A 17,463-nucleotide genomic window follows, 5' to 3' on the forward strand; every position below is an offset into this window, starting at 1 on the left:
TTCACCTGCCGACCTCCACCGCTCGACTCAGGTGGAATGGTGTCGCGTGGCCACGGGCGGTGCCGCGGTGACCACGGACGGTGATGCCTTGTTTCCCTTGGTCAACACGTTGAAGGCGATGTTCAGAACCACGGCCACGATGCTGGCAGCGCTGATTCCCGAATCGAAGACCACGTGTACCCACTCGGGGAAGGCCGAGTAGAAGCCCGGCACCGCGATCGGAATGACGCCGAATCCCAGGGCGACCGCGACAATGACGAGATTCAGGTTGCCGTCGAAGTTCACTTTGGACAGTGTTCTGATTCCGCTGGCGGCGACCGAGCCGAACAACACGATCCCCGCGCCACCGAGCACGGGCAGCGGCACCGACGCCACCACCCGGCCCAACACCGGAAAGAGACCGAGGAACAGCAACACCGAACCGCCGGCAGCCACCACGTAGCGACTCTTGATCCCGGTGACGGCCACGAGTCCGACGTTCTGCGCGAAGGCACTCGCCGGGAAAGTCCCGAACACCGGTGCAACCGTCGTCGCGATCATGTCCGCCCGGAGCCCGTCCCCGACCCGCCGAGCATCGACGTCCGTGCCGACGATCTCGCCGACGGCAAGGATGTCCGCCGTCGTCTCGGTCATGATGACCAGAATGACGACGACCATCGAGATGATCGCGCCGATCTGAAAGACGGGCGCCCCGAATGCGAACGGCTCCGGCAACGCGAAGAAGCTGCCGGTCCCCACATCGGAGAAGTCGGCCTTGCCGACGGCGAACGCGAACCCGGTACCGACGACGATTCCGATGAGTATCGACAGGCGAGAGAGCGTTCCCTGCACGAACCGGCTGACCAGGAGCACCACGGCGAGGCTGAAGCCCGCGAGACCGATGTTGGACATCGACCCCCAATCGGCAGCGCCCTGATCGCCACCCATCGCCCACCGCACCGTCACCGGAAGAAGCGAAATCCCGATCACCGTGATGATCGTGCCCGTCACGACCGGTGGGAAGAACCGGACGATCTTGCTGAAGAACGGCGTGATCAGAATTCCGATCGCACCGGCCGCGATGATGGCACCGAACACCGAGTTCAAACCGTCGGGACCACTGGCGATCGCAACCATCGTCGACACGGAAGCGAAGGAAATACCCTGGACCAACGGCAGTTTCGCGCCGACGTACGGAAGCCCGAGGGTCTGGAGCATCGTCGCAGCACCACTGACGAACAGTGCAGCCGACACCAGAACCGCAATCTGGGTGCCGTTCAACCCGGCCGCACCACCGACGATCAGAGGCGGCGCGATCACCCCGCCGTACATCGTAAGGATATGTTGCAATCCATAGAGATACGACCTACCGATCGACAGGCGCTCGTCCTCCGGACGCCCCTGATCACCCTTGTCATCTCCACTACCGGCCTTGCCCTGGTCACTCCTGCGGGCTCCGCTCCCGGCCTCATCCTGGTCACTCCTGCGGGCTCCGCTCCCGGCCTCATCCTGGTCACTCCTGCGGGCTCCGCTCCCGGCCTTCCTCAGCTTCATGGCCTTCGCTCCTAACAGAATCCGGGTACGGTGGCCCACACGTGCCCGGCGTCGGGAACGTCGTCGCGTTTCACCGTCGCCTCGATCAGTCCGTACGGCCGGTCGGCGACGTAGAACACTTCACCTGGGTTGTCGAGTCCGAACGGCTCGAGATCGACGAGGAAGTGGTGGATGTTGGGCATGGAGAACTTGATCTCGCCGATCTCCGGGTGCGCTTCGAGGACTTGGGTCCCCATCTGGAACAGACTCTGCTGCAACGCCAACGAGTGGGTGGATGCGAAGGCGTCGAGCATGATCGACCGGACGTCGTCGAAGACCTTGTCGAAATCGAGGTCGGTGGACAGGTACCGCCACCGCGCGCTGACCGATGTCGCGAGAATGCGGTCGGTCGTCTCCTTCAGCGTCGTGTACCGATCCTTGGGGTATCCCCAGAACTCCGATGCCGTGGAGTTCAGGACGACGAGATCGCTGACGCCGGAGATCACCGTCGGGCCGGTTTCGTCGATGGTCACGACGGTGTTGCGCTTCTCGTCACTGCTCTTGACGAACGAGTGGTCGTAACCGTCGGTGCCCGACGGTATTCGCGCCCAGCTGTACTGCTCGATCTCCCACCTCCCGCCGTCGATCCAGTCGAAACTGTCGGTGAAGTGTCGGCCGAGACGCAGAGCGAAGTCCTCGATTGCGCCGAGTCCCTCCCGGGCGAAGGCGTACACGGTGTTCTTCTGGGTGTCCGTCGCGACGACGTGACTGTTGTCGCCGACGGTGTGGGCGGCTTCCAGATCACCCCGCAGCTGGGAGGTGACGCTGACGTCGGTGATGCGGTGACGCGGAGTGTCCCGATCGATTCTGACCAGGCGGCATTCGGCCTTTCCGTACTGATTTGCTCCGAGAACGATGCTCATGTCTAGCTCCCTCGATAGGTCGTGAATGCGAACGGGCTGAGAAGAAGTGGTACGTGGTAGTGCGAGGCGTCCGGGGCTGTCTCGAAGACGATCTCGACTGCGGGGTAGAAGGTGTGGACATCACGGTCGGCGTAGTAGCGGCCGGTGTCGAAGGTGAGGCGGTATCGGCCTGGGTCGAGAGCGTCGGGGCCCAGGCTTTCGATGCGCCCTTCGGAATCGGTGACGCCCTGGGCGATCTCCTGCCGAGCATTCGAGAGTACGACCGAAACGCCCTGTGCAGGAGCGCCACTGGACGAGTCGAGCACGTGGGTGGTGACGAAGCTACGTCCGGGCATCTACGACACCTTCGCCAATCGCACGGCGGCGATCTCACGGAGTTCACGCTCGACGACGCGCTCCTCGACGTCCGGTTCGTTGCCGAGGCGATGCTCCAGCATGTCGACGATGTCGTCGATGCTCCGGCCGGCAGCGCGAACGAGAAACACCCGGTCGAAGCGCCTCTCGTAGGCGATGTTTCCGTCGCGTAGCCGCCGCCGGACGTCGGTGGCCGACATGTCGAGGCCCGCCTGCTCCGCCCGGGCACTGCGTGCGTGGTCGTCGTCGCCCTCCGGGCGTTCCCCGATGCGAGGGTGCACGTCGAGCGCTCGGTCGATCTCGTCGGTGGTCAGCGGGGCTGCCGCAGCGAACACGGCCCGGCGTAACTCATCGTCGTCCTCGTACGGCAGGTGCCCGACCATGTGCTCGATCCAACGAGGAACGTCGAGTGCCGCTGCAAGCATCCTCCGCACGTCGGGTTCGGCGGCTGCGTTCAGACGCTCCGCCGCGCCCGCCTCACCCAATTCCGTAATGCGAAATGTCGATTCCATATATTGAGCGTGACAGCCATCACATATTGCTGTCAAGAGTTTGTGCCGACGAGTTTGCCGAGAAGTCATGCCTATTGGAACGCAACGGATTTCGCATCATGGAATTGCCATCGACAGGGGTCCGCACGGTTGACAGATCGCCGTGCGGTGGATCACACTTTCCTCATCGCTGGAATTAATATTCCACAATGCGAAATTCAATCGAACCGAGGAGGCATAGATGACCGAGCTGTTCTGCAACGGCGGAGCCATGCGCGGCGGCAACCTTCACCACAACGTCGCCGGCCACCCATTCGTCGGAACCGCCAGAACGACCGCCAAGTACCGCTTCTACTCGGTTCGCGACGAGTTCCCGGCACTATTGCTGGACGACGCTTCAGGAGCGGCGATCGACGGCGAGCTCTACGACATCCCACTGGACGACATCCGGACTGCGTTTCTGCCCGACGAGCCACCGGAGCTCGAGCTGACAGTCGTCGAACTCGAGGACGGGCGTTCCGTGCTGGGCGTGGGACTGCGCCCCTGGGTTCTCGAGGAGCATCCGGACGATCTGACCGACATCACTCACACTGGAGGTTGGCGACAATATCGCGGGCTCCCGGTCCCGAGATGACGAAAGGTACAGCAATGCAGAACAACTCGTACACGGTCAACTGCTCCATCCTGTTCACCGACATTCCGCTGCTGGAGCGACCGGCTGCCGCGAAGGCGGCGGGGTTCGACGCCGTGGAATTCTGGTGGCCGTTTCCGACTCCGGTTCCCGGCGACAGCGACGTGGACGCGTTCGTCTCCGCCGTCCGGGATGCAGGCGTTCAGCTGACCGGGCTCAACTTCGCCGCGGGCGACATGCCTGCGGGCGACCGCGGAATTCTGAGCGACCCCTCGCAGGTTCGTGCCTTCCGTGACAACATCGACGTCACTGTCGGCATCGGGAAGACGCTCGGCACCGGCGCATTCAACGCGTTGTACGGAAACCGAATCGAGGGCATCGACCCCGCCGAGCAGGATCGTGTCGCGGCCGAGAACCTGGCTGCCGCCGGAGCCGCTGCAGCCGACATCGGCGCCGTCGTGCTGATCGAGCCGGTCAGCGGTGCACCGGCATACCCGCTCCTGACCGCCGACGACGCCGTGGCCGTCATTCGACGCGTCGAGCGCGACCACGACGTACACAGCCTTCGTCTGCTGGCCGATCTGTATCACCTCGACGTCAACGGCGACGACGTCGCCGCCGCACTCGACTCCTACTCCGACCTCATCGGTCACGTTCAGATCGCCGACTCCCCCGGCCGCGGCGAGCCCGGAACCGGAACGCTCGACCTGCCCACCTACCTGTCGCAATTGAGCGGCAACGGCTACGACGGCTACATCGGCGTCGAGTACAAGGCCACTCGCCCCGACACCTTCTCCTGGCTGCGCGATACCTCGTCCTGGGTCGCCGCCCCCACCTCCACGTAAGGAATCTCCATGAGCACAATCGCTTTCATCGGTCTCGGAATCATGGGAAGCCCCATGTCCGTTCATCTCGCCGAGGCCGGACACCATGTCGTCGGCTACAACCTGACGCCCGACCGCACCGGCCCACTCGTCGCCGCCGGTGGCACCGCCGCGGACTCCATCGCGAAGGCCGTCGCCGACGCCGACATCGTGGCGGTCATGGTCCCCGATTCCCCCGACGTGCAGGAGGTGCTGCTCGGTAAGGACGGCGTGTTCGACCATGCCCGCCGCGGCACCCTCGTCATCGACTTCTCGAGCATCAGGCCGGACGTGACCGCCTCGCTCGCCGAGGAGGCCGCGACCCGCGGGTTCCGTTTGATCGACGCGCCCGTCTCGGGAGGCCAGGCAGGCGCCGAGAACGCCACGCTGTCGATCATGGTCGGTGGAAGCGCGGAGGACTTCGCCTCCGCCAAGCCGGTTCTGGACGTGGTCGGAAAAACGGTGGTACACGTCGGTCCCAGCGGGTCGGGGCAGACCGTCAAGGCCGCCAATCAGTTGATCGTCGCCGGCAACATTCAGGTGCTCGCCGAGGCCATCGCATTCCTCGAGGCGTACGGAGTGGACCTCGCGGCGTCGGTCGAGGTGCTCGGCGGAGGCCTCGCCGGGTCAGCAGTGCTGAACCAGAAGGCACAGAAGATGCTGGACAGATCTTTCGAACCGGGGTTCCGAATCGACCTGCACCACAAGGACCTCGGCATCGTCACCTCCGCTGCCCGAGAGGCAGGCGTCGTCGTGCCGATGGGTGCTGTCCTGGCCCAGCTGATGGCGTCGGCCCGGGCCAACGGCGACGGCGGGCTGGATCATTCGGCTCTCTACCGCGGGGTCGCTCGCCTGTCCGGAACCCTCGACACAGAAACCACGGTGAACTGACATGCCCAAGATGCGCGCGGCCGATGCGGCCGTCAAGATTCTCGAACTCGAAGGCGCAACGACCGCGTTCGGTCTGCCCGGCGCGGCGATCAATCCCTTCTACGCCGCGATGCGGGAGCACGGCGGCATTCGCCACGTCCTCGCGCGCCACGTCGAAGGCGCCTCGCACATGGCCGAGGGGTTCACCCGCGCCGCCGCAGGCAACATCGGAATCTGTATCGGAACGTCCGGCCCGGCCGGCACCGACATGATCACCGGCCTGTACTCCGCGATGGCCGATTCCATCCCGATCCTGGCCATCACCGGCCAGGCTCCCGTTGCACGGCTGCACAAGGAGGACTTCCAAGCCGTCGACATCGCCGCGATCGCCGGGCCCGTCACCAAGATGGCGATGACCGTTCTCGAACCGGCGCAGGTACCGGGCGCGTTCGCTCAGGCATTCCACTTGATGCGGTCCGGCCGACCTGGGCCGGTCCTGATCGATCTGCCCATCGACGTACAGCTCGCCGAAATCGACTTCGATCCCGATACCTACCAGTCTCTACCGGTGCACAAGCCGCTGTGCTCTCGGGCGCAGGCCGAGAAGGCGATCGACATGCTCCTCGCCGCCGATCGTCCGTTGATCGTCGCCGGCGGCGGCATCATCAACGCCGACGCATCCGACCTCCTCGTCGAACTGGCGGAAATCCTCGACGTCCCCGTCGTTCCGACCTTGATGGGATGGGGCACCATTCCCGACGACCACCGCCTCGCCGCGGGCATGGTGGGACTGCAGACCGCACACCGGTACGGAAACGCCACGTTGCTGGCGTCGGACTTCGTGTTGGGCATCGGCAATCGTTGGGCCAACCGGCACACCGGGGGCCTCGACACCTACCGCAAGGGGCGGAAGTTCATCCACGTCGACATCGAACCCACCCAGATCGGACGCGTCTTCGCGCCCGACTACGGAATCATCTCCGACGCCAAGGCTGCCCTCGAGCAGTTCATCGCGGTCGCCCGGGAACGCAAGGCAGCGGGAACACTGCGCGATCTCGGTGACTGGGTCGCGGCGTGTGCCCACCGCAAATCCACCATGCACCGACGCACCCATTTCGACAACGTGCCGATCAAGCCACAACGCGTGTACGAGGAGATGAACAAGGTCTTCGGCCGGGACACCCGATACATCAGCACCATCGGTCTGTCGCAGATCGCGGGCGGACAGTTTCTGCACGTGTTCTCCCCGCGCAACTGGATCAACTGCGGGCAAGCCGGCCCGTTGGGTTGGACCATTCCGGCCGCCCTCGGTGCCGTCGCCGCCGATTCGTCGGCGAACGTCGTTGCCCTCTCCGGTGATTACGACTTCCAGTTCATGATCGAGGAACTGGCCGTCGGAGCGCAGTTCAACCTGCCGTACGTGCACGTCGTCGTCAACAACTCCTATCTCGGTCTGATCCGTCAGGCGCAGCGCGCCTTCGACATGGACTTCTGCGTCCAACTCGGATTCGACAACATCAACACCCAGGAAACAGAGGAGACCCTGCCCAAGGGATACGGCGTCGACCACGTCCGTGTCGCAGAAGGATTGGGATGCAAAGCACTTCGCGTGACCGAGCCGGAGCTGATCGGTGAAGCACTCGTCCGTGCCCGGACCCTGGCGTCGGAACACAAGGTCCCGGTCGTCGTGGAGATCGTGCTCGAGCGCGTCACCAACATCGCTATGGGCACCGAGATCGACAACGTCGGTGAGTTCGAGGAACTGGCCGTCACGTCGGCCGACGCACCCACTGCCCTGCTGATGATGGACTAGGAAAGGCACAGATGACCATCAAGGATTTCACTCACCTCACCGATCTCGCCTCACGCGCCCTGGGCGGAAGCGTCTCGGCCGCCAACGACGAACTGTTCGCCCAGCGGGAGAACCTGATTCGTCCCGAAGCACCGTTTTTCGATCCCCACGATTTCGGACACAAGGGCAAGGTGTACGACGGCTGGGAGACGCGGCGGCGACGCGACGACGGTGGCCACGACTGGGCAATCGTTCGTCTCGCGGCGCCGGGCATCGTCCACGGCGTGGTGGTCGACACCGCGTACTTCAAGGGCAACTATCCGCCTTTCGTGTCGGTCGAGGCCGCATTCGTCGACGGCTACCCGTCGATCGACGAGGTGATGAAGGCCGACTGGCAGACCATCGTCGCCAAGTCCCCGGCGGACGGCGACACTGCGAATCTCTACGAGGTCGCCGATCGACACCGCTGGACGCATGTCCGGTTGTCGATCTACCCGGACGGAGGTGTCGCTCGATTCCGTGTACACGGCAAGGTCGTCCAGGACCCTCGATTCCTCGGCGGCACAGTGGACTTGCTCGCCGCCGAGAACGGGGCCTCCCTGACCGAATGCTCCGACGCTTTCTACTCCTCCCCCGCCAACATCATCCTTCCGGGGCGCGCACGCAACATGGGCGAGGGCTGGGAGAACTCTCGTCGGCGCGGCGGCGGAAACGACTTCGCGATCTTCGAGCTGGCAGCAGCCGGCGTTCCCCGTCACGTGGAGGTCGACACCAGCTACTACGTCGGCAACGCGCCGGGATGGATCCGGCTCAGCGCGGTCGACTCTCGTCGGCGACACAAAGCGGACCACACCGCGTGGACCGAGATCCTCCCGCGCACAGCCGTACAACCGGATACCCGCCATCGTTTCCTGATCGATCGAGCCGAGTCGTACACGCACCTGCGCCTCGACGTCTATCCCGACGGCGGGCTGTCCAGGCTCAGACTCTTCGGCGAACTGGACGCCGAAGCGTTGGACAGCGTCGATCAGGCCTGGCAGGCGGCGTCCCCCTTCGAACTGGTCGGAGCCGACGGTGGCCGATAGGTTCGACCTGCTGATCAGGGCACCGCGCGCGATCGTCGACGGATGGGAGTGCGCGGTGTCGGTGGGAATTCGAGACGGGCGCATCGCTTCCCTCGATGCTCGGCACGCCGACGACGTCGTCGAACTCTCCGACGACGAAGTGCTGCTCCCTGGTCTCGTCGACACTCATGTGCACGTCAACGAGCCCGGACGCACCGAGTGGGAAGGCTTCGCCAGCGCCACCCGTGCCGCGCGGGCCGGCGGCATCACGACGATCGTCGACATGCCACTCAACAGCATTCCGCCGACCGTGGACGTGGACGCTCTCGAGATCAAGCGACGGGTGGCGGCCGATCGATCGGTGGTGAACGTCGGCTTCTGGGGTGGCGCAGTGCCGGGCAACGTCGACCAACTCCGTCCGCTGCACGACGCCGGTGCCTTCGGGTTCAAATGTTTCCTGCTGCACTCCGGCGTCGACGAGTTTCCACCGCTCTCGGCACCGGAACTCGAGAAGGCACTCATCGAAATCGCGTCGTTCGACGGGTTGATGATCGTCCACGCCGAGGACGCGGGCGTGATCTCGTCCGCGCCCCCGCCGTCGGGCACCGCGTATTCGGGTTTCCTCGATTCGCGACCCCGCGCAGCCGAGAACCTCGCCATCGCACAGGTCGTCGAGTTGTCCCGGCGCACAGGATGTCGTGTGCACATTCTGCACCTGTCGAGCTCGGACGCGCTGCCGCTGATCGCTGCGGCCAAGCAGGACGGAGTGCGCGTCACCGCCGAAACATGCCCGCACTACCTGTGTTTCGACGCCGAGGACATCCCGCCCGGTGCCACACAGTTCAAATGTTGTCCCCCGATCCGTGAGGCAGGCAACCGAGAACTGCTGTGGCAGGGCCTCGCCGACGGCATCATCGACACCGTGGTGACCGACCACTCCCCCTCGACCGTCGACCTCAAACGACTCGACACCGGCAATTTCGCCGACGCCTGGGGCGGGATCGCGTCGCTCCAGGTCTCACTGCCCGCAGTGTGGACCGAGGCGTCGCGTCGCGGACACTCGTTGGCCGACGTGGTGCGCTGGATGGCGGTGAACACCGCAGACCAGGTCGGCCTGCCCGACCGGGGGCGCATAGCCGTCGGCGCCGTGGCCGACCTCGTCGTCTTCGCCCCGGACCAGGAGTTCACCGTGGACGTCGCCTCCCTGCACCACAAGAACCCCGTCACCGCGTACGACAAGCTCGGCCTTCGCGGTGTGGTGCGTCGTACCTTCCTCGCCGCTCCGCAGCTCCTCTCCCGCAGGACCTGACCCGTCAATGCACACGAGTCCGCCCCGGAAGCCACATTCGGCCCCGGGGCGTCGACTTGTGTGCAGTCAGGACACGCGTGCGTTCTCGATGTCGCGGTGAATCGGACCTGTGGACTGCACGAGGGGCAGGCAACTGCCGTCCCGTCGCAGTGCGGTGAATTCCGCGGCGATGGACAGGGCTGTTTCCTCCGGGGTGCGGGCGCCGAGGTCGAGGCCGATGGGCGATCGCAGCCGCGACAGCTCGCGGTCGGTGAGCCCGACGTCCCTGAGACGGCTCAGCCGGTCGAGGTGCGTTCGCCGCGAACCCATGGCTCCGACGAACGCGACGGGTAACCGTAGCGCCACATCCAGCAACGGAACGTCGAACTTCGCGTCGTGCGTCAGGACGCAGACGACGGTGCGCGAATCCACCGGTGTGCGTGCGAGGTAGCTGTGTGGCCACTCCACCACCACCTCGTCGGCGTCGGGAAAGCGGGCCTCGGTCGCGAAGACCGGACGAGCGTCGCACACGGTCACTCGGTAACCCAGGAACTTCCCCAGCCTGGCCAGTGCGCCCGCGTAGTCGATGGCACCGAAGATCAGCAGTCGCGGCGGCGTGGCGTGAGACTGGACGAACACCTCGGCGTCGGGGCGGCATCGTACCGAACGGATGCCGGACGACCCACTTTCCAGCATGGCGAGCGCTTCGCTGGAGACCACGGCGTCGACGTCCGCGAAACCCGTTGTTCCCGTTGTCCCGTGCGCGCCGACCATCAGCACCGCACCGGTGGCGTCCAGCAGCTGGGCCACCGCCACGTCGGCACCGGTGGCCACCGCGTCGACGACGGACGCCGGCGGCGCGGTGGAGACGAACACCTCGATGACGCCGCCGCAGGTCAGTCCGACCGCGAAGGCGTCGTCGTCGCTGTATCCGAAGCTCTCCCTGACGGGCACACCCGTTGCGAGAACGTCGCGGCACAGCTCGTAGACAGCACCTTCGACGCATCCGCCGGACACACTTCCCAGTGCTTCGCCGTCGGCTGCGACGGCCATCGCCGCCCCCGGCAGGCGAGGTGCGCTGCCGGAGACGGAGACGACGGTGGCGATGGCGTACGGCATTCCGACGGAATTCCAGGTCGCCAGTGACGATGCGATGTCGCGCATCAGGAGATCCCGAGCGCTTCCTCGATGGGATGCAGTGCGAAGTAGACCAGGAAGACAGCGGACATCACGTACAGCAGCCAATGTGTCTGTCGCACTTTGCCCTTGGCCACGCGAACCAGGGTGTAGGCGATGACACCGGCTGCGACGCCGACGGTGATGGAGTAGGTGAACGGCATGAGCACGATCGTCAGGAACGCGGGGATCGCGATGTCGGTGTCCGCCCAGTCGATCTTGCGTACGTGGGTCATCATCAGCGCACCGACCAGCACCAGTGCGGGTGCTGCCGCTCCGACCGGCACCACTCCGGCCAACGGGGTGAAGAAGATCAGGCTGGTGAGCAGTCCTCCGGTGACGACGCTTGCCAGTCCGGTCCTCGCTCCTTCGGTGACACCGGCCGCGGATTCCACCACGGCGGTGTTCGCGGATCCGTTGAACGCGCCGCCGACGATGGCACCGATGCCGTCGACGGTGAGGATGCGGCTCAGTCCTGGCATCTTGCCTTTCTTGTCGACCAGGCCTGCTTCCTCGCCGACACCGAGGATGGTGCCCATGGCGTCGAAGAATCCGGACAGTACGAGGGTGAACAGGACCACCGAGGCGGTGACGACTCCGGCTCGGGCGAACCCGCCGAAGATGTCCACGTCGAACAATAGGCCGAATTGCGGTGTGGCGACGATGGAGTCCGGCACCTTGGGCACGACGGGCCCCCACGCCTTCGGGTCGATGTCGATCACCGCGTTCAGAACGATCGCCAGATTGGTGGCGACGAAGATCCCGATGAGCATGGCGCCGGGTACGCGTCGGACGAACAGCATGAGCATCACGACGAGACCGACGCAGAACACGAAGACCGGCCAGCCGGCGAGTTTGCCGAACGTCCCGAGAGTCACGGCGGTGGCGGCAGATTCGTGGTGTCCGACGAAGCCGGCGTCGACCAGTCCGATCAAGGCGATGAACGCGCCGATACCCACTCCGATGGCCTGCTTGAGCACCAACGGTATGGCGTCCATGATGAGCTGTCGAACTCCGGTGAGCGCGAAGATCACGATGACGACGCCTTCGAGTACGACGAGTCCCATTGCCTGCGGCCACGTCATGTAGGGCGCGGCCTGGAACACCACGATGGGGGTCACACCGAGGCCGGCGGCCATGGCCAGCGGTGCGTTGCCGACGACGCCCATCAGTATGGTCGTGAGCCCGGCGGACAGCGCCACCATCGTGGACAGCTGTGCCGGATCGAGGGTGGCACCGGTGACGTCCTTGGCGTCACCGATGATGAGCGGAATCAGGACGATCAAGTACGCCATGGCGACGAATGTGGTGATGCCGCCACGGATTTCTCGGGACACGGTGGATCCGCGCAGGGAGATCGAGAAGAACTTGTCCAGCGGCGAGGTACTGCGTTCGCGCGTGCCGGACGAATCGAGCTGAGTCATGTGCCCTCCTAGGGCGCGACGATGTGTTCGGGGCGGATGGGGACACGGGTCAGGGCAAGCCCGGTCGCGTCGCGGATGGCAGCGACGACGGCCGGCGTCGAGGACAGGGTGGGCGGCTCGCCCGCACCACGAAGGCCGTACGGCGCCAATGGGTCTGCATTCTCCAGGATGTCGAGTTTCATGGGCGGCATGTCGAGGATCGTCGGGATGAGGTAGTCGGTGAAGGACGGGTTCTTCACGAGTCCGTCCTTCACGACGATCTCCTCCATGACGGCCAGACCCAGGCCCTGCGCCGATCCGCCGTGGATCTGTCCTTCGAGCGAGAGCCGGTTGAGGATCTTGCCGACGTCCTGCACGGCGGCCATTTCGACGACCTTCACCAGACCCAGCTCCACGTCGACGTCGACGACCGCTCGGTGCACGCACAGTGCAAGCTGCGTGTGGCTCGCACCCTGACCGGTGACGGGGTCCATCCCGCTGGTCGGTCGGTGGTGAAATTCGCGTGTCTGCTCGATCACGCGGTCGCCCAACACATCCTCGATCGTCGCGAGTACTTCACCCGACGACACGATCTTTCCGCCGTCGAGGGTCAGTCCGCTGACGGCTCGTCCGAGGTGCAGGCTCGCAAGTACGAACACGGCGTCACGGACGGCCTCGCACGCGGCCTTGACGGCTCCGCCGGTCATGTAGGACTGACGCGACGCCGACGACGAACCTGCGTTCCCGACTGCAGTGTCGGCCGGATGAATGACCACCTTGGTCACGCCGAGCTCGGTGCGCGCGATCTGCGCCTCCAACGTGACCAACCCTTGACCGACCTCGGCCGCCGCGGTGTGCACCAGGGCGGTTGCCTCCCCGCCGATGACTTCGAGACGTACTCGGGCGGTGGAATAGTCGTCGTAGTTCTCGGAGAAGCAGATGTTCTTGATTCCGACGCCGTAGCCGATGCCGCGTACGACGCCTTCGCCGTGCGTGGTCTGGGAGGCACCGCCCGGCAGGTTACGGATGTCCGACGCGTCGAGCGGGGCCGGCAGTGCCATTGCCTCGGCCCGGGCGAGCATGTCGGCCAGCGGCGCGGGTGCTTCGATGACCTGTCCGGTCGCCAGGATCGATCCTTGGCTGACGGCGTTGATCTGCCGGACTTCGACGGGGCTGATTCCGCAGGCCTCGGCGAGTTTGTCCATCATCGACTCGTATGCGAAACATGCTTGTACTGCGCCGAATCCACGCATCGCCCCGCACGGTGGGTTGTTGGTGTACACGCCGTACGCGTCGATCTCGATGTTCGGGATCACGTACGGCCCGACGCCGAGGGACGCCGCATTGCCTACGACGTTGAGCGTTGCCGACGTGTACGCACCTCCGTCGAGGATGATCTCGACGTCGGCGTACAGCAGCTTGCCGTCGCGGCTGGCGCCGTATTCGTAGTGCATCTGCGCGGGGTGGCGGTGGACGTGGCCGAAGAAGGATTCGTAGCGGTTGTAGACGATCTTCACGGGCTTGCCGGTGTACATCGCGAGCATGGCGGCGTGGATCTGCATGGACAGGTCTTCGCGTCCGCCGAACGCGCCGCCCACGCCGGCCAGGGTCATGCGGATCTTCTCGTCGGGCAGGCCGAGGCACGGTCCGATCTGGGCCAGGTCGTTGTGCATCCATTGAGTGGCGACGTAGAGGTCGACACCGCCGTCCTCGCCTGGAATCGCGAGGCCGGATTCAGGTCCGAGAAACGCCTGGTCCTGGATGCCGACGGAGAAATCGCTGGAGACGACGATCTCCGCGCGCTCTCTCGCCGAGGCGACGTCGCCCACGCGTACGGGCTGATGCCTGGCTACTCCCCCACGCTCCTGCACCTTCGGATACGTCGGGTCGAGCGCCGCGCGCCGTGCATCCGTCAAGGGCTCGAGTATCTCGTACTCGACGGCGATCTTCTCCATTGCGCGGCGAGCGGTCTCGGGGTGGTCGGCGGCGATCAAGGCGATCGGCTCGCCTTCGTGGCGTACCTCGTCGAATGCGAGAACGGGCTGATCCCACGTGTGATCGAGGCCGAAGCACTTGCGGCCCGGCACGTCCTCGTGCGTCAGTACGGCTTCGACGCCCGGGGTGGCCAGAGCCTTCGAGATGTCGATCGACAGAATTCGCGCACGTGGATGCGGACTCCGAAGCGTTGCGCCCCACAGCATCCCGTCGATGAACAGGTCCGACGAGTACGCGAACTCTCCCTTGACCTTCAACGTCCCGTCGGGACGCAACGGGCTGTCACCGACGCGTCCTTGTCCCGGGGCTGCGATGTCGTGGGGAGCCCTGGTAGGAGCAGACCTGGCAGGAGCTGTCTTGGCAGGAGCGGTGTCGGTCGGGGCGCTCACAGTACATCCTTCGCAAGTGTCATGAGCCGACGGTGCGCGTCGGCTCCTTCTCGGGCTACCGCGTCCTGCGGTGCGCTGACCAGAACGTCGTCCTCGACGATCGTGCGGCCCCCGACCAGCAGCCGGGCCAACGGTGGGGTCTGTCCGTAGGCGAACGCGACGATCGGATCGTCGACCGCGGCGTAGAAGCCGTCGGTGCGCCACAGCGCCAGATCGGCCACCTTGCCGACCTCGATGGACCCGATCTCGTCCTGACGACCGAGTACTGTTGCGCCGCCGAGCGTCCCGATCTCCAATGCCTGGCGTGCGGTGAGCGCGGTCGGACCGTACTTGGCGCGCTGCATGTACATCGCCTGACGGATCTCTCCGGCCAGCGGCACCATCTCCGCGGACGCGCTTCCGTCCACTCCGAGGCCCACCGGAGCGCCTGCGGCGAGCAGATCCGAGATCCGCGCGATCCCTGCTCCGAGGCGTGCGTTGGAGCTCGGGCAGTGGGCGGCTCCGGTCCCGGTGGCCGCCATCTTCGCGATGTCGGAGTCGTGCAGGTGCACCGCGTGTGCGAACCACACGTCGTCCCCGAGCCAGCCGACCTGCTCCATGTACTCGACGGGGGTGCAGCCCATCTGAGCGACACAGTGCTCTTCCTCGTCCAGCGTTTCGGCCAGATGCGTGTGCAGCCGAACGTTCTTGCTTCTCGCCAGAGATGCGGACTCGACGAGCAGGTCCTTGCTGATGGAGAACGGCGAACACGGAGCGACGGCGATCCGCAGCATCGAGCCGAACGAGCTGTCGTGGTAGGTGTCGATCGCGTCCGACGTCGCGGTCAGGATGTCGTCGAGGCTCTCGACCACCTCGTCCGGTGGCAGACCACCGTCGGACACCCCTCGGTCCATCGAACCGCGACACGGCTGGAATCGCACTCCGATTCGGCTCGCGGCGTCGATCTCGGCGGCGAACAGGTCACCCCGCCCCTTCGGGAAGATGTAGTGGTGGTCGGTGGTGGTCGTGCATCCTGATTTGGCGAGCCAGGCGAGGCCGGCCGCAGCGGCTCCGCCGACCACCGCCGCGTCCATCTTCGACCAGGGCTTGTACAGCGCGACGAGCCACTCGAACAGGGTGTTGTCCTTGGCCAGCCCTTGTGACGCCCACTGGTAGAGGTGGTGGTGGGTGTTCACCAGCCCTGGCGTCAGAAGAGCTCCGCCCGCGTCGATGATCTCGGCTCCGTCGGACGCAGGTGCGTCTCCCGATCCGATCGCGGCGATGACGCCGTTCTCGATCACGACGTATCCCCGCGGGATCTCGTGCCCGACGATGGGTGCGATGTATGCGTTCCGAATCACTGTGCGTGTCACTGGGCTTCGGCCTTCCTGGTTGCGGCGAGACGCACTGCGTCGAGGATCTTCTCGTATCCTGTGCAGCGGCAGAGGTTTCCGGCGAGTGACTCGCGAATCTCCGCGTCGGACGGATTCGGTACCCGCTCGATCAGATCGTGAGCTTGCACGACAAGACCCGGAGTGCAGAATCCGCACTGCACCGCTCCGCATTCGACGAAGGCCTCCTGCATCGGGTCCAGCTTCTCTCCCTCCGCCAGTCCTTCGACGGTCCTGACCTCGCGCCCTTCGACCTGACCCGCCGCCACCAGGCAGGCGCAGGCGGGTACTCCATCGAGATACACCGTGCACAAACCACATTCACCCTGTTCGCATGCATTCTTCGATCCGGGCAAGCCCATACGTTCGCGGAGCAGGTACAGCAGGCTCTCTCCTTCCCACACGTCGTCCGCTTCGAGTTCCTTGCCGTTCACAGTGCAGTTGACTCGCATGAGATCACGCTGCCTTTCCGTTGTCGCCGAGCTCTTTCCAGGACCAGCCCAGAGTTCTCTTGGCCATGACTGCCAGTGCGTGCTTGCGGTACTGCGCTGTGCCGCGCACATCGTCGATGGGGCTTGCTGCTTCCGAGACCAACTCGCCGAAGCGGGCAGCGATCCGGTCGTCGAGCGGACCGGACCAGTCGAGCTCGCCCGCCAGAAATTCCTCGGCAGCATAAGCCCGCCGGGGCGTGGGCGCAGCGGAGCCGAGCCCGGTTCCCACGCGCTGTTGCTCGGGGAACAGTGCGATGGAGAACGAGCACACGGCGATCACCATGGCGTTGCGAGTACCGATCTTGGAGAAGTACTGCGGGCCCGCCGCAGGCCGTACGTGAAACGCGCGGATCAGTTCGTCCGGTGCGCACGAGTTCCGTTTGACTCCGACGTAGAACTCGGTCGCAGGAATCATCCGAGTTCCGCGGGCAGCCGATTCGACCTCGACGACGGCACCGGCGGCCAACAGGGGTGCGTGAAGGTCTCCCGCGGGTGATGCGCCACCCAGATTGCCCCCGACGGTGCCGCGGTTACGGATCTGCGGGGAGCCCACTGTCCGCGACGCCTGCGCGATACCCGGAAGCCGGTCGCCGAGTTCGGCGATGATGCGCACGTACGGGACACCCGCCCCGACGCGCAGCGTCCCGTCGGGCAGCTGCTCCCAGTCGGCGAGTTCGGTCACCGGGTTCAGGTCCAACAATGCGCCCGGGCGTTGCACGTCGAAGTTCATCTCGACCATGACGTCGGTTCCGCCTTGAATCGGCACCGCGTCGACGTCGTCCGCCTTGGCGGACAGCGCCTCGGTCCAGGTCTGAGGCCGTAAGAATTCCATGCACCAAGTACAGCCGCGG

The 17,463-nt window shown here is 65.4% G+C and carries 17 protein-coding genes; 7 read left to right on the forward strand and 10 right to left on the reverse strand.

Features of this window, described 5'->3' with window-relative positions:
• Nucleotides 1-27 precede the first annotated feature (27 nt).
• Nucleotides 28-1,299 (reverse strand): nucleobase:cation symporter-2 family protein, encoded by a 1,272-nt coding sequence (locus CH290_RS15125; protein ID WP_230621101.1) that lies wholly within the window; start codon nt 1,297-1,299, stop codon nt 28-30.
• Between the two features lie 21 nt (nt 1,300-1,320).
• Here CH290_RS15125 and CH290_RS30725 point away from each other — a divergent pair, with 21 nt between their 5' ends.
• Nucleotides 1,321-1,548: a hypothetical protein gene (locus CH290_RS30725; RefSeq protein ID WP_033190410.1), complete on the forward strand. Its 228-nt coding sequence runs from the start codon at nt 1,321-1,323 to the stop codon at nt 1,546-1,548.
• Here CH290_RS30725 and pucL read toward each other — a convergent pair.
• The 3 genes from pucL to uraD are packed head-to-tail and all read right to left on the reverse strand — an operon-like array spanning nt 1,545 to nt 3,301.
• Nucleotides 1,545-2,435, reverse strand: coding sequence for a factor-independent urate hydroxylase (gene pucL / locus CH290_RS15130; RefSeq protein ID WP_020111709.1), 891 nt, complete (start codon nt 2,433-2,435; stop codon nt 1,545-1,547). The two genes, CH290_RS30725 and pucL, sit on opposite strands and share 4 nt — an antisense overlap.
• Before the next feature lie 2 nt (nt 2,436-2,437).
• A complete protein-coding gene (uraH, locus tag CH290_RS15135; RefSeq protein WP_019664801.1) occupies nt 2,438-2,770 on the reverse strand; it encodes a hydroxyisourate hydrolase in 333 nt (110 codons plus the stop codon).
• The gene (uraD, locus tag CH290_RS15140) at nt 2,771-3,301 is read right to left on the reverse strand and encodes a 2-oxo-4-hydroxy-4-carboxy-5-ureidoimidazoline decarboxylase (RefSeq protein WP_052083263.1); all 531 of its coding nucleotides are present in this window, start codon (nt 3,299-3,301) and stop codon (nt 2,771-2,773) included. It lies immediately after the preceding gene.
• A 220-nt stretch (nt 3,302-3,521) separates the two neighbouring features.
• Here uraD and CH290_RS15145 point away from each other — a divergent pair, with 220 nt between their 5' ends.
• From CH290_RS15145 to allB, 6 genes are read left to right on the forward strand one after another with little or no spacing between them, the layout of a single operon-like run.
• Nucleotides 3,522-3,914 (forward strand): allophanate hydrolase-related protein, encoded by a 393-nt coding sequence (locus CH290_RS15145; protein ID WP_019664803.1) that lies wholly within the window; start codon nt 3,522-3,524, stop codon nt 3,912-3,914.
• 14 nt (nt 3,915-3,928) lie between these two features.
• Nucleotides 3,929-4,756 carry a hydroxypyruvate isomerase family protein gene (locus tag CH290_RS15150; protein WP_020111712.1) on the forward strand — a complete coding sequence of 276 codons (828 nt, stop codon included), beginning with the start codon at nt 3,929-3,931 and terminating at the stop codon, nt 4,754-4,756.
• A gap of 9 nt (nt 4,757-4,765) precedes the next feature.
• Nucleotides 4,766-5,665, forward strand: coding sequence for a 2-hydroxy-3-oxopropionate reductase (locus CH290_RS15155; RefSeq protein ID WP_033190409.1), 900 nt, complete (start codon nt 4,766-4,768; stop codon nt 5,663-5,665).
• Nucleotide 5,666: 1 nt separating this feature from the next.
• A complete protein-coding gene (gene gcl / locus CH290_RS15160) occupies nt 5,667-7,457 on the forward strand; it encodes a glyoxylate carboligase (RefSeq protein ID WP_033190408.1) in 1,791 nt (596 codons plus the stop codon).
• 11 nt (nt 7,458-7,468) lie between these two features.
• Entirely contained in the window at nt 7,469-8,521 is a 1,053-nt protein-coding gene (gene alc, locus CH290_RS15165; protein ID WP_020111715.1) for an allantoicase, read from the forward strand.
• Entirely contained in the window at nt 8,511-9,809 is a 1,299-nt protein-coding gene (allB, locus tag CH290_RS15170; protein WP_020111716.1) for an allantoinase AllB, read from the forward strand. Before alc ends, allB begins: the two co-directional genes overlap by 11 nt.
• Before the next feature lie 66 nt (nt 9,810-9,875).
• Here the strand turns inward: allB and CH290_RS15175 are convergent, their stop codons facing one another.
• Genes CH290_RS15175 through CH290_RS15200 form a run of 6 tightly spaced genes read right to left on the reverse strand, consistent with a single transcriptional unit; the run spans nt 9,876 to nt 17,444 of the window.
• Nucleotides 9,876-10,952 carry an XdhC family protein gene (locus CH290_RS15175; RefSeq protein WP_033190407.1) on the reverse strand — a complete coding sequence of 359 codons (1,077 nt, stop codon included), beginning with the start codon at nt 10,950-10,952 and terminating at the stop codon, nt 9,876-9,878.
• Nucleotides 10,952-12,388: an NCS2 family permease gene (locus CH290_RS15180; protein WP_019664810.1), complete on the reverse strand. Its 1,437-nt coding sequence runs from the start codon at nt 12,386-12,388 to the stop codon at nt 10,952-10,954. Before CH290_RS15180 ends, CH290_RS15175 begins: the two co-directional genes overlap by 1 nt.
• Nucleotides 12,389-12,396: 8 nt before the next feature.
• Nucleotides 12,397-14,751, reverse strand: coding sequence for a xanthine dehydrogenase family protein molybdopterin-binding subunit (locus tag CH290_RS15185; protein WP_230621100.1), 2,355 nt, complete (start codon nt 14,749-14,751; stop codon nt 12,397-12,399).
• Nucleotides 14,748-16,091 (reverse strand): 8-oxoguanine deaminase, encoded by a 1,344-nt coding sequence (locus tag CH290_RS15190; protein ID WP_020111719.1) that lies wholly within the window; start codon nt 16,089-16,091, stop codon nt 14,748-14,750. Before CH290_RS15190 ends, CH290_RS15185 begins: the two co-directional genes overlap by 4 nt.
• Nucleotides 16,092-16,099: 8 nt before the next feature.
• The gene (locus tag CH290_RS15195) at nt 16,100-16,573 is read right to left on the reverse strand and encodes a (2Fe-2S)-binding protein (RefSeq protein WP_033190406.1); all 474 of its coding nucleotides are present in this window, start codon (nt 16,571-16,573) and stop codon (nt 16,100-16,102) included.
• A gap of 4 nt (nt 16,574-16,577) precedes the next feature.
• Nucleotides 16,578-17,444, reverse strand: coding sequence for an FAD binding domain-containing protein (locus CH290_RS15200; protein WP_033190405.1), 867 nt, complete (start codon nt 17,442-17,444; stop codon nt 16,578-16,580).
• Nucleotides 17,445-17,463 lie beyond the last annotated feature (19 nt).

It is taken from the genome of Rhodococcus sp. 06-156-4 (assembly GCF_002259345.1).
Lineage (GTDB): Bacteria > Actinomycetota > Actinomycetes > Mycobacteriales > Mycobacteriaceae > Rhodococcoides > Rhodococcoides fascians_E.

Excerpts from the sequence above, each read along its gene's own strand:
- CH290_RS30725 (WP_033190410.1), top strand. The coding sequence starts at position 1,321 with ATGTTGCAATCCATAGAGATACGACCTACCGATCGACAGGCGCTCGTC.
- pucL (WP_020111709.1), bottom strand. The coding sequence starts at position 2,435 with ATGAGCATCGTTCTCGGAGCAAATCAGTACGGAAAGGCCGAATGCCGC.
- uraH (WP_019664801.1), bottom strand. The coding sequence starts at position 2,770 with ATGCCCGGACGTAGCTTCGTCACCACCCACGTGCTCGACTCGTCCAGT.
- uraD (WP_052083263.1), bottom strand. The coding sequence starts at position 3,301 with ATGGAATCGACATTTCGCATTACGGAATTGGGTGAGGCGGGCGCGGCG.
- CH290_RS15145 (WP_019664803.1), top strand. The coding sequence starts at position 3,522 with ATGACCGAGCTGTTCTGCAACGGCGGAGCCATGCGCGGCGGCAACCTT.
- CH290_RS15150 (WP_020111712.1), top strand. The coding sequence starts at position 3,929 with ATGCAGAACAACTCGTACACGGTCAACTGCTCCATCCTGTTCACCGAC.
- CH290_RS15155 (WP_033190409.1), top strand. The coding sequence starts at position 4,766 with ATGAGCACAATCGCTTTCATCGGTCTCGGAATCATGGGAAGCCCCATG.
- gcl (WP_033190408.1), top strand. The coding sequence starts at position 5,667 with ATGCCCAAGATGCGCGCGGCCGATGCGGCCGTCAAGATTCTCGAACTC.
- alc (WP_020111715.1), top strand. The coding sequence starts at position 7,469 with ATGACCATCAAGGATTTCACTCACCTCACCGATCTCGCCTCACGCGCC.
- CH290_RS15175 (WP_033190407.1), bottom strand. The coding sequence starts at position 10,952 with ATGCGCGACATCGCATCGTCACTGGCGACCTGGAATTCCGTCGGAATG.
- CH290_RS15180 (WP_019664810.1), bottom strand. The coding sequence starts at position 12,388 with ATGACTCAGCTCGATTCGTCCGGCACGCGCGAACGCAGTACCTCGCCG.
- CH290_RS15195 (WP_033190406.1), bottom strand. The coding sequence starts at position 16,573 with ATGCGAGTCAACTGCACTGTGAACGGCAAGGAACTCGAAGCGGACGAC.
- CH290_RS15200 (WP_033190405.1), bottom strand. The coding sequence starts at position 17,444 with ATGGAATTCTTACGGCCTCAGACCTGGACCGAGGCGCTGTCCGCCAAG.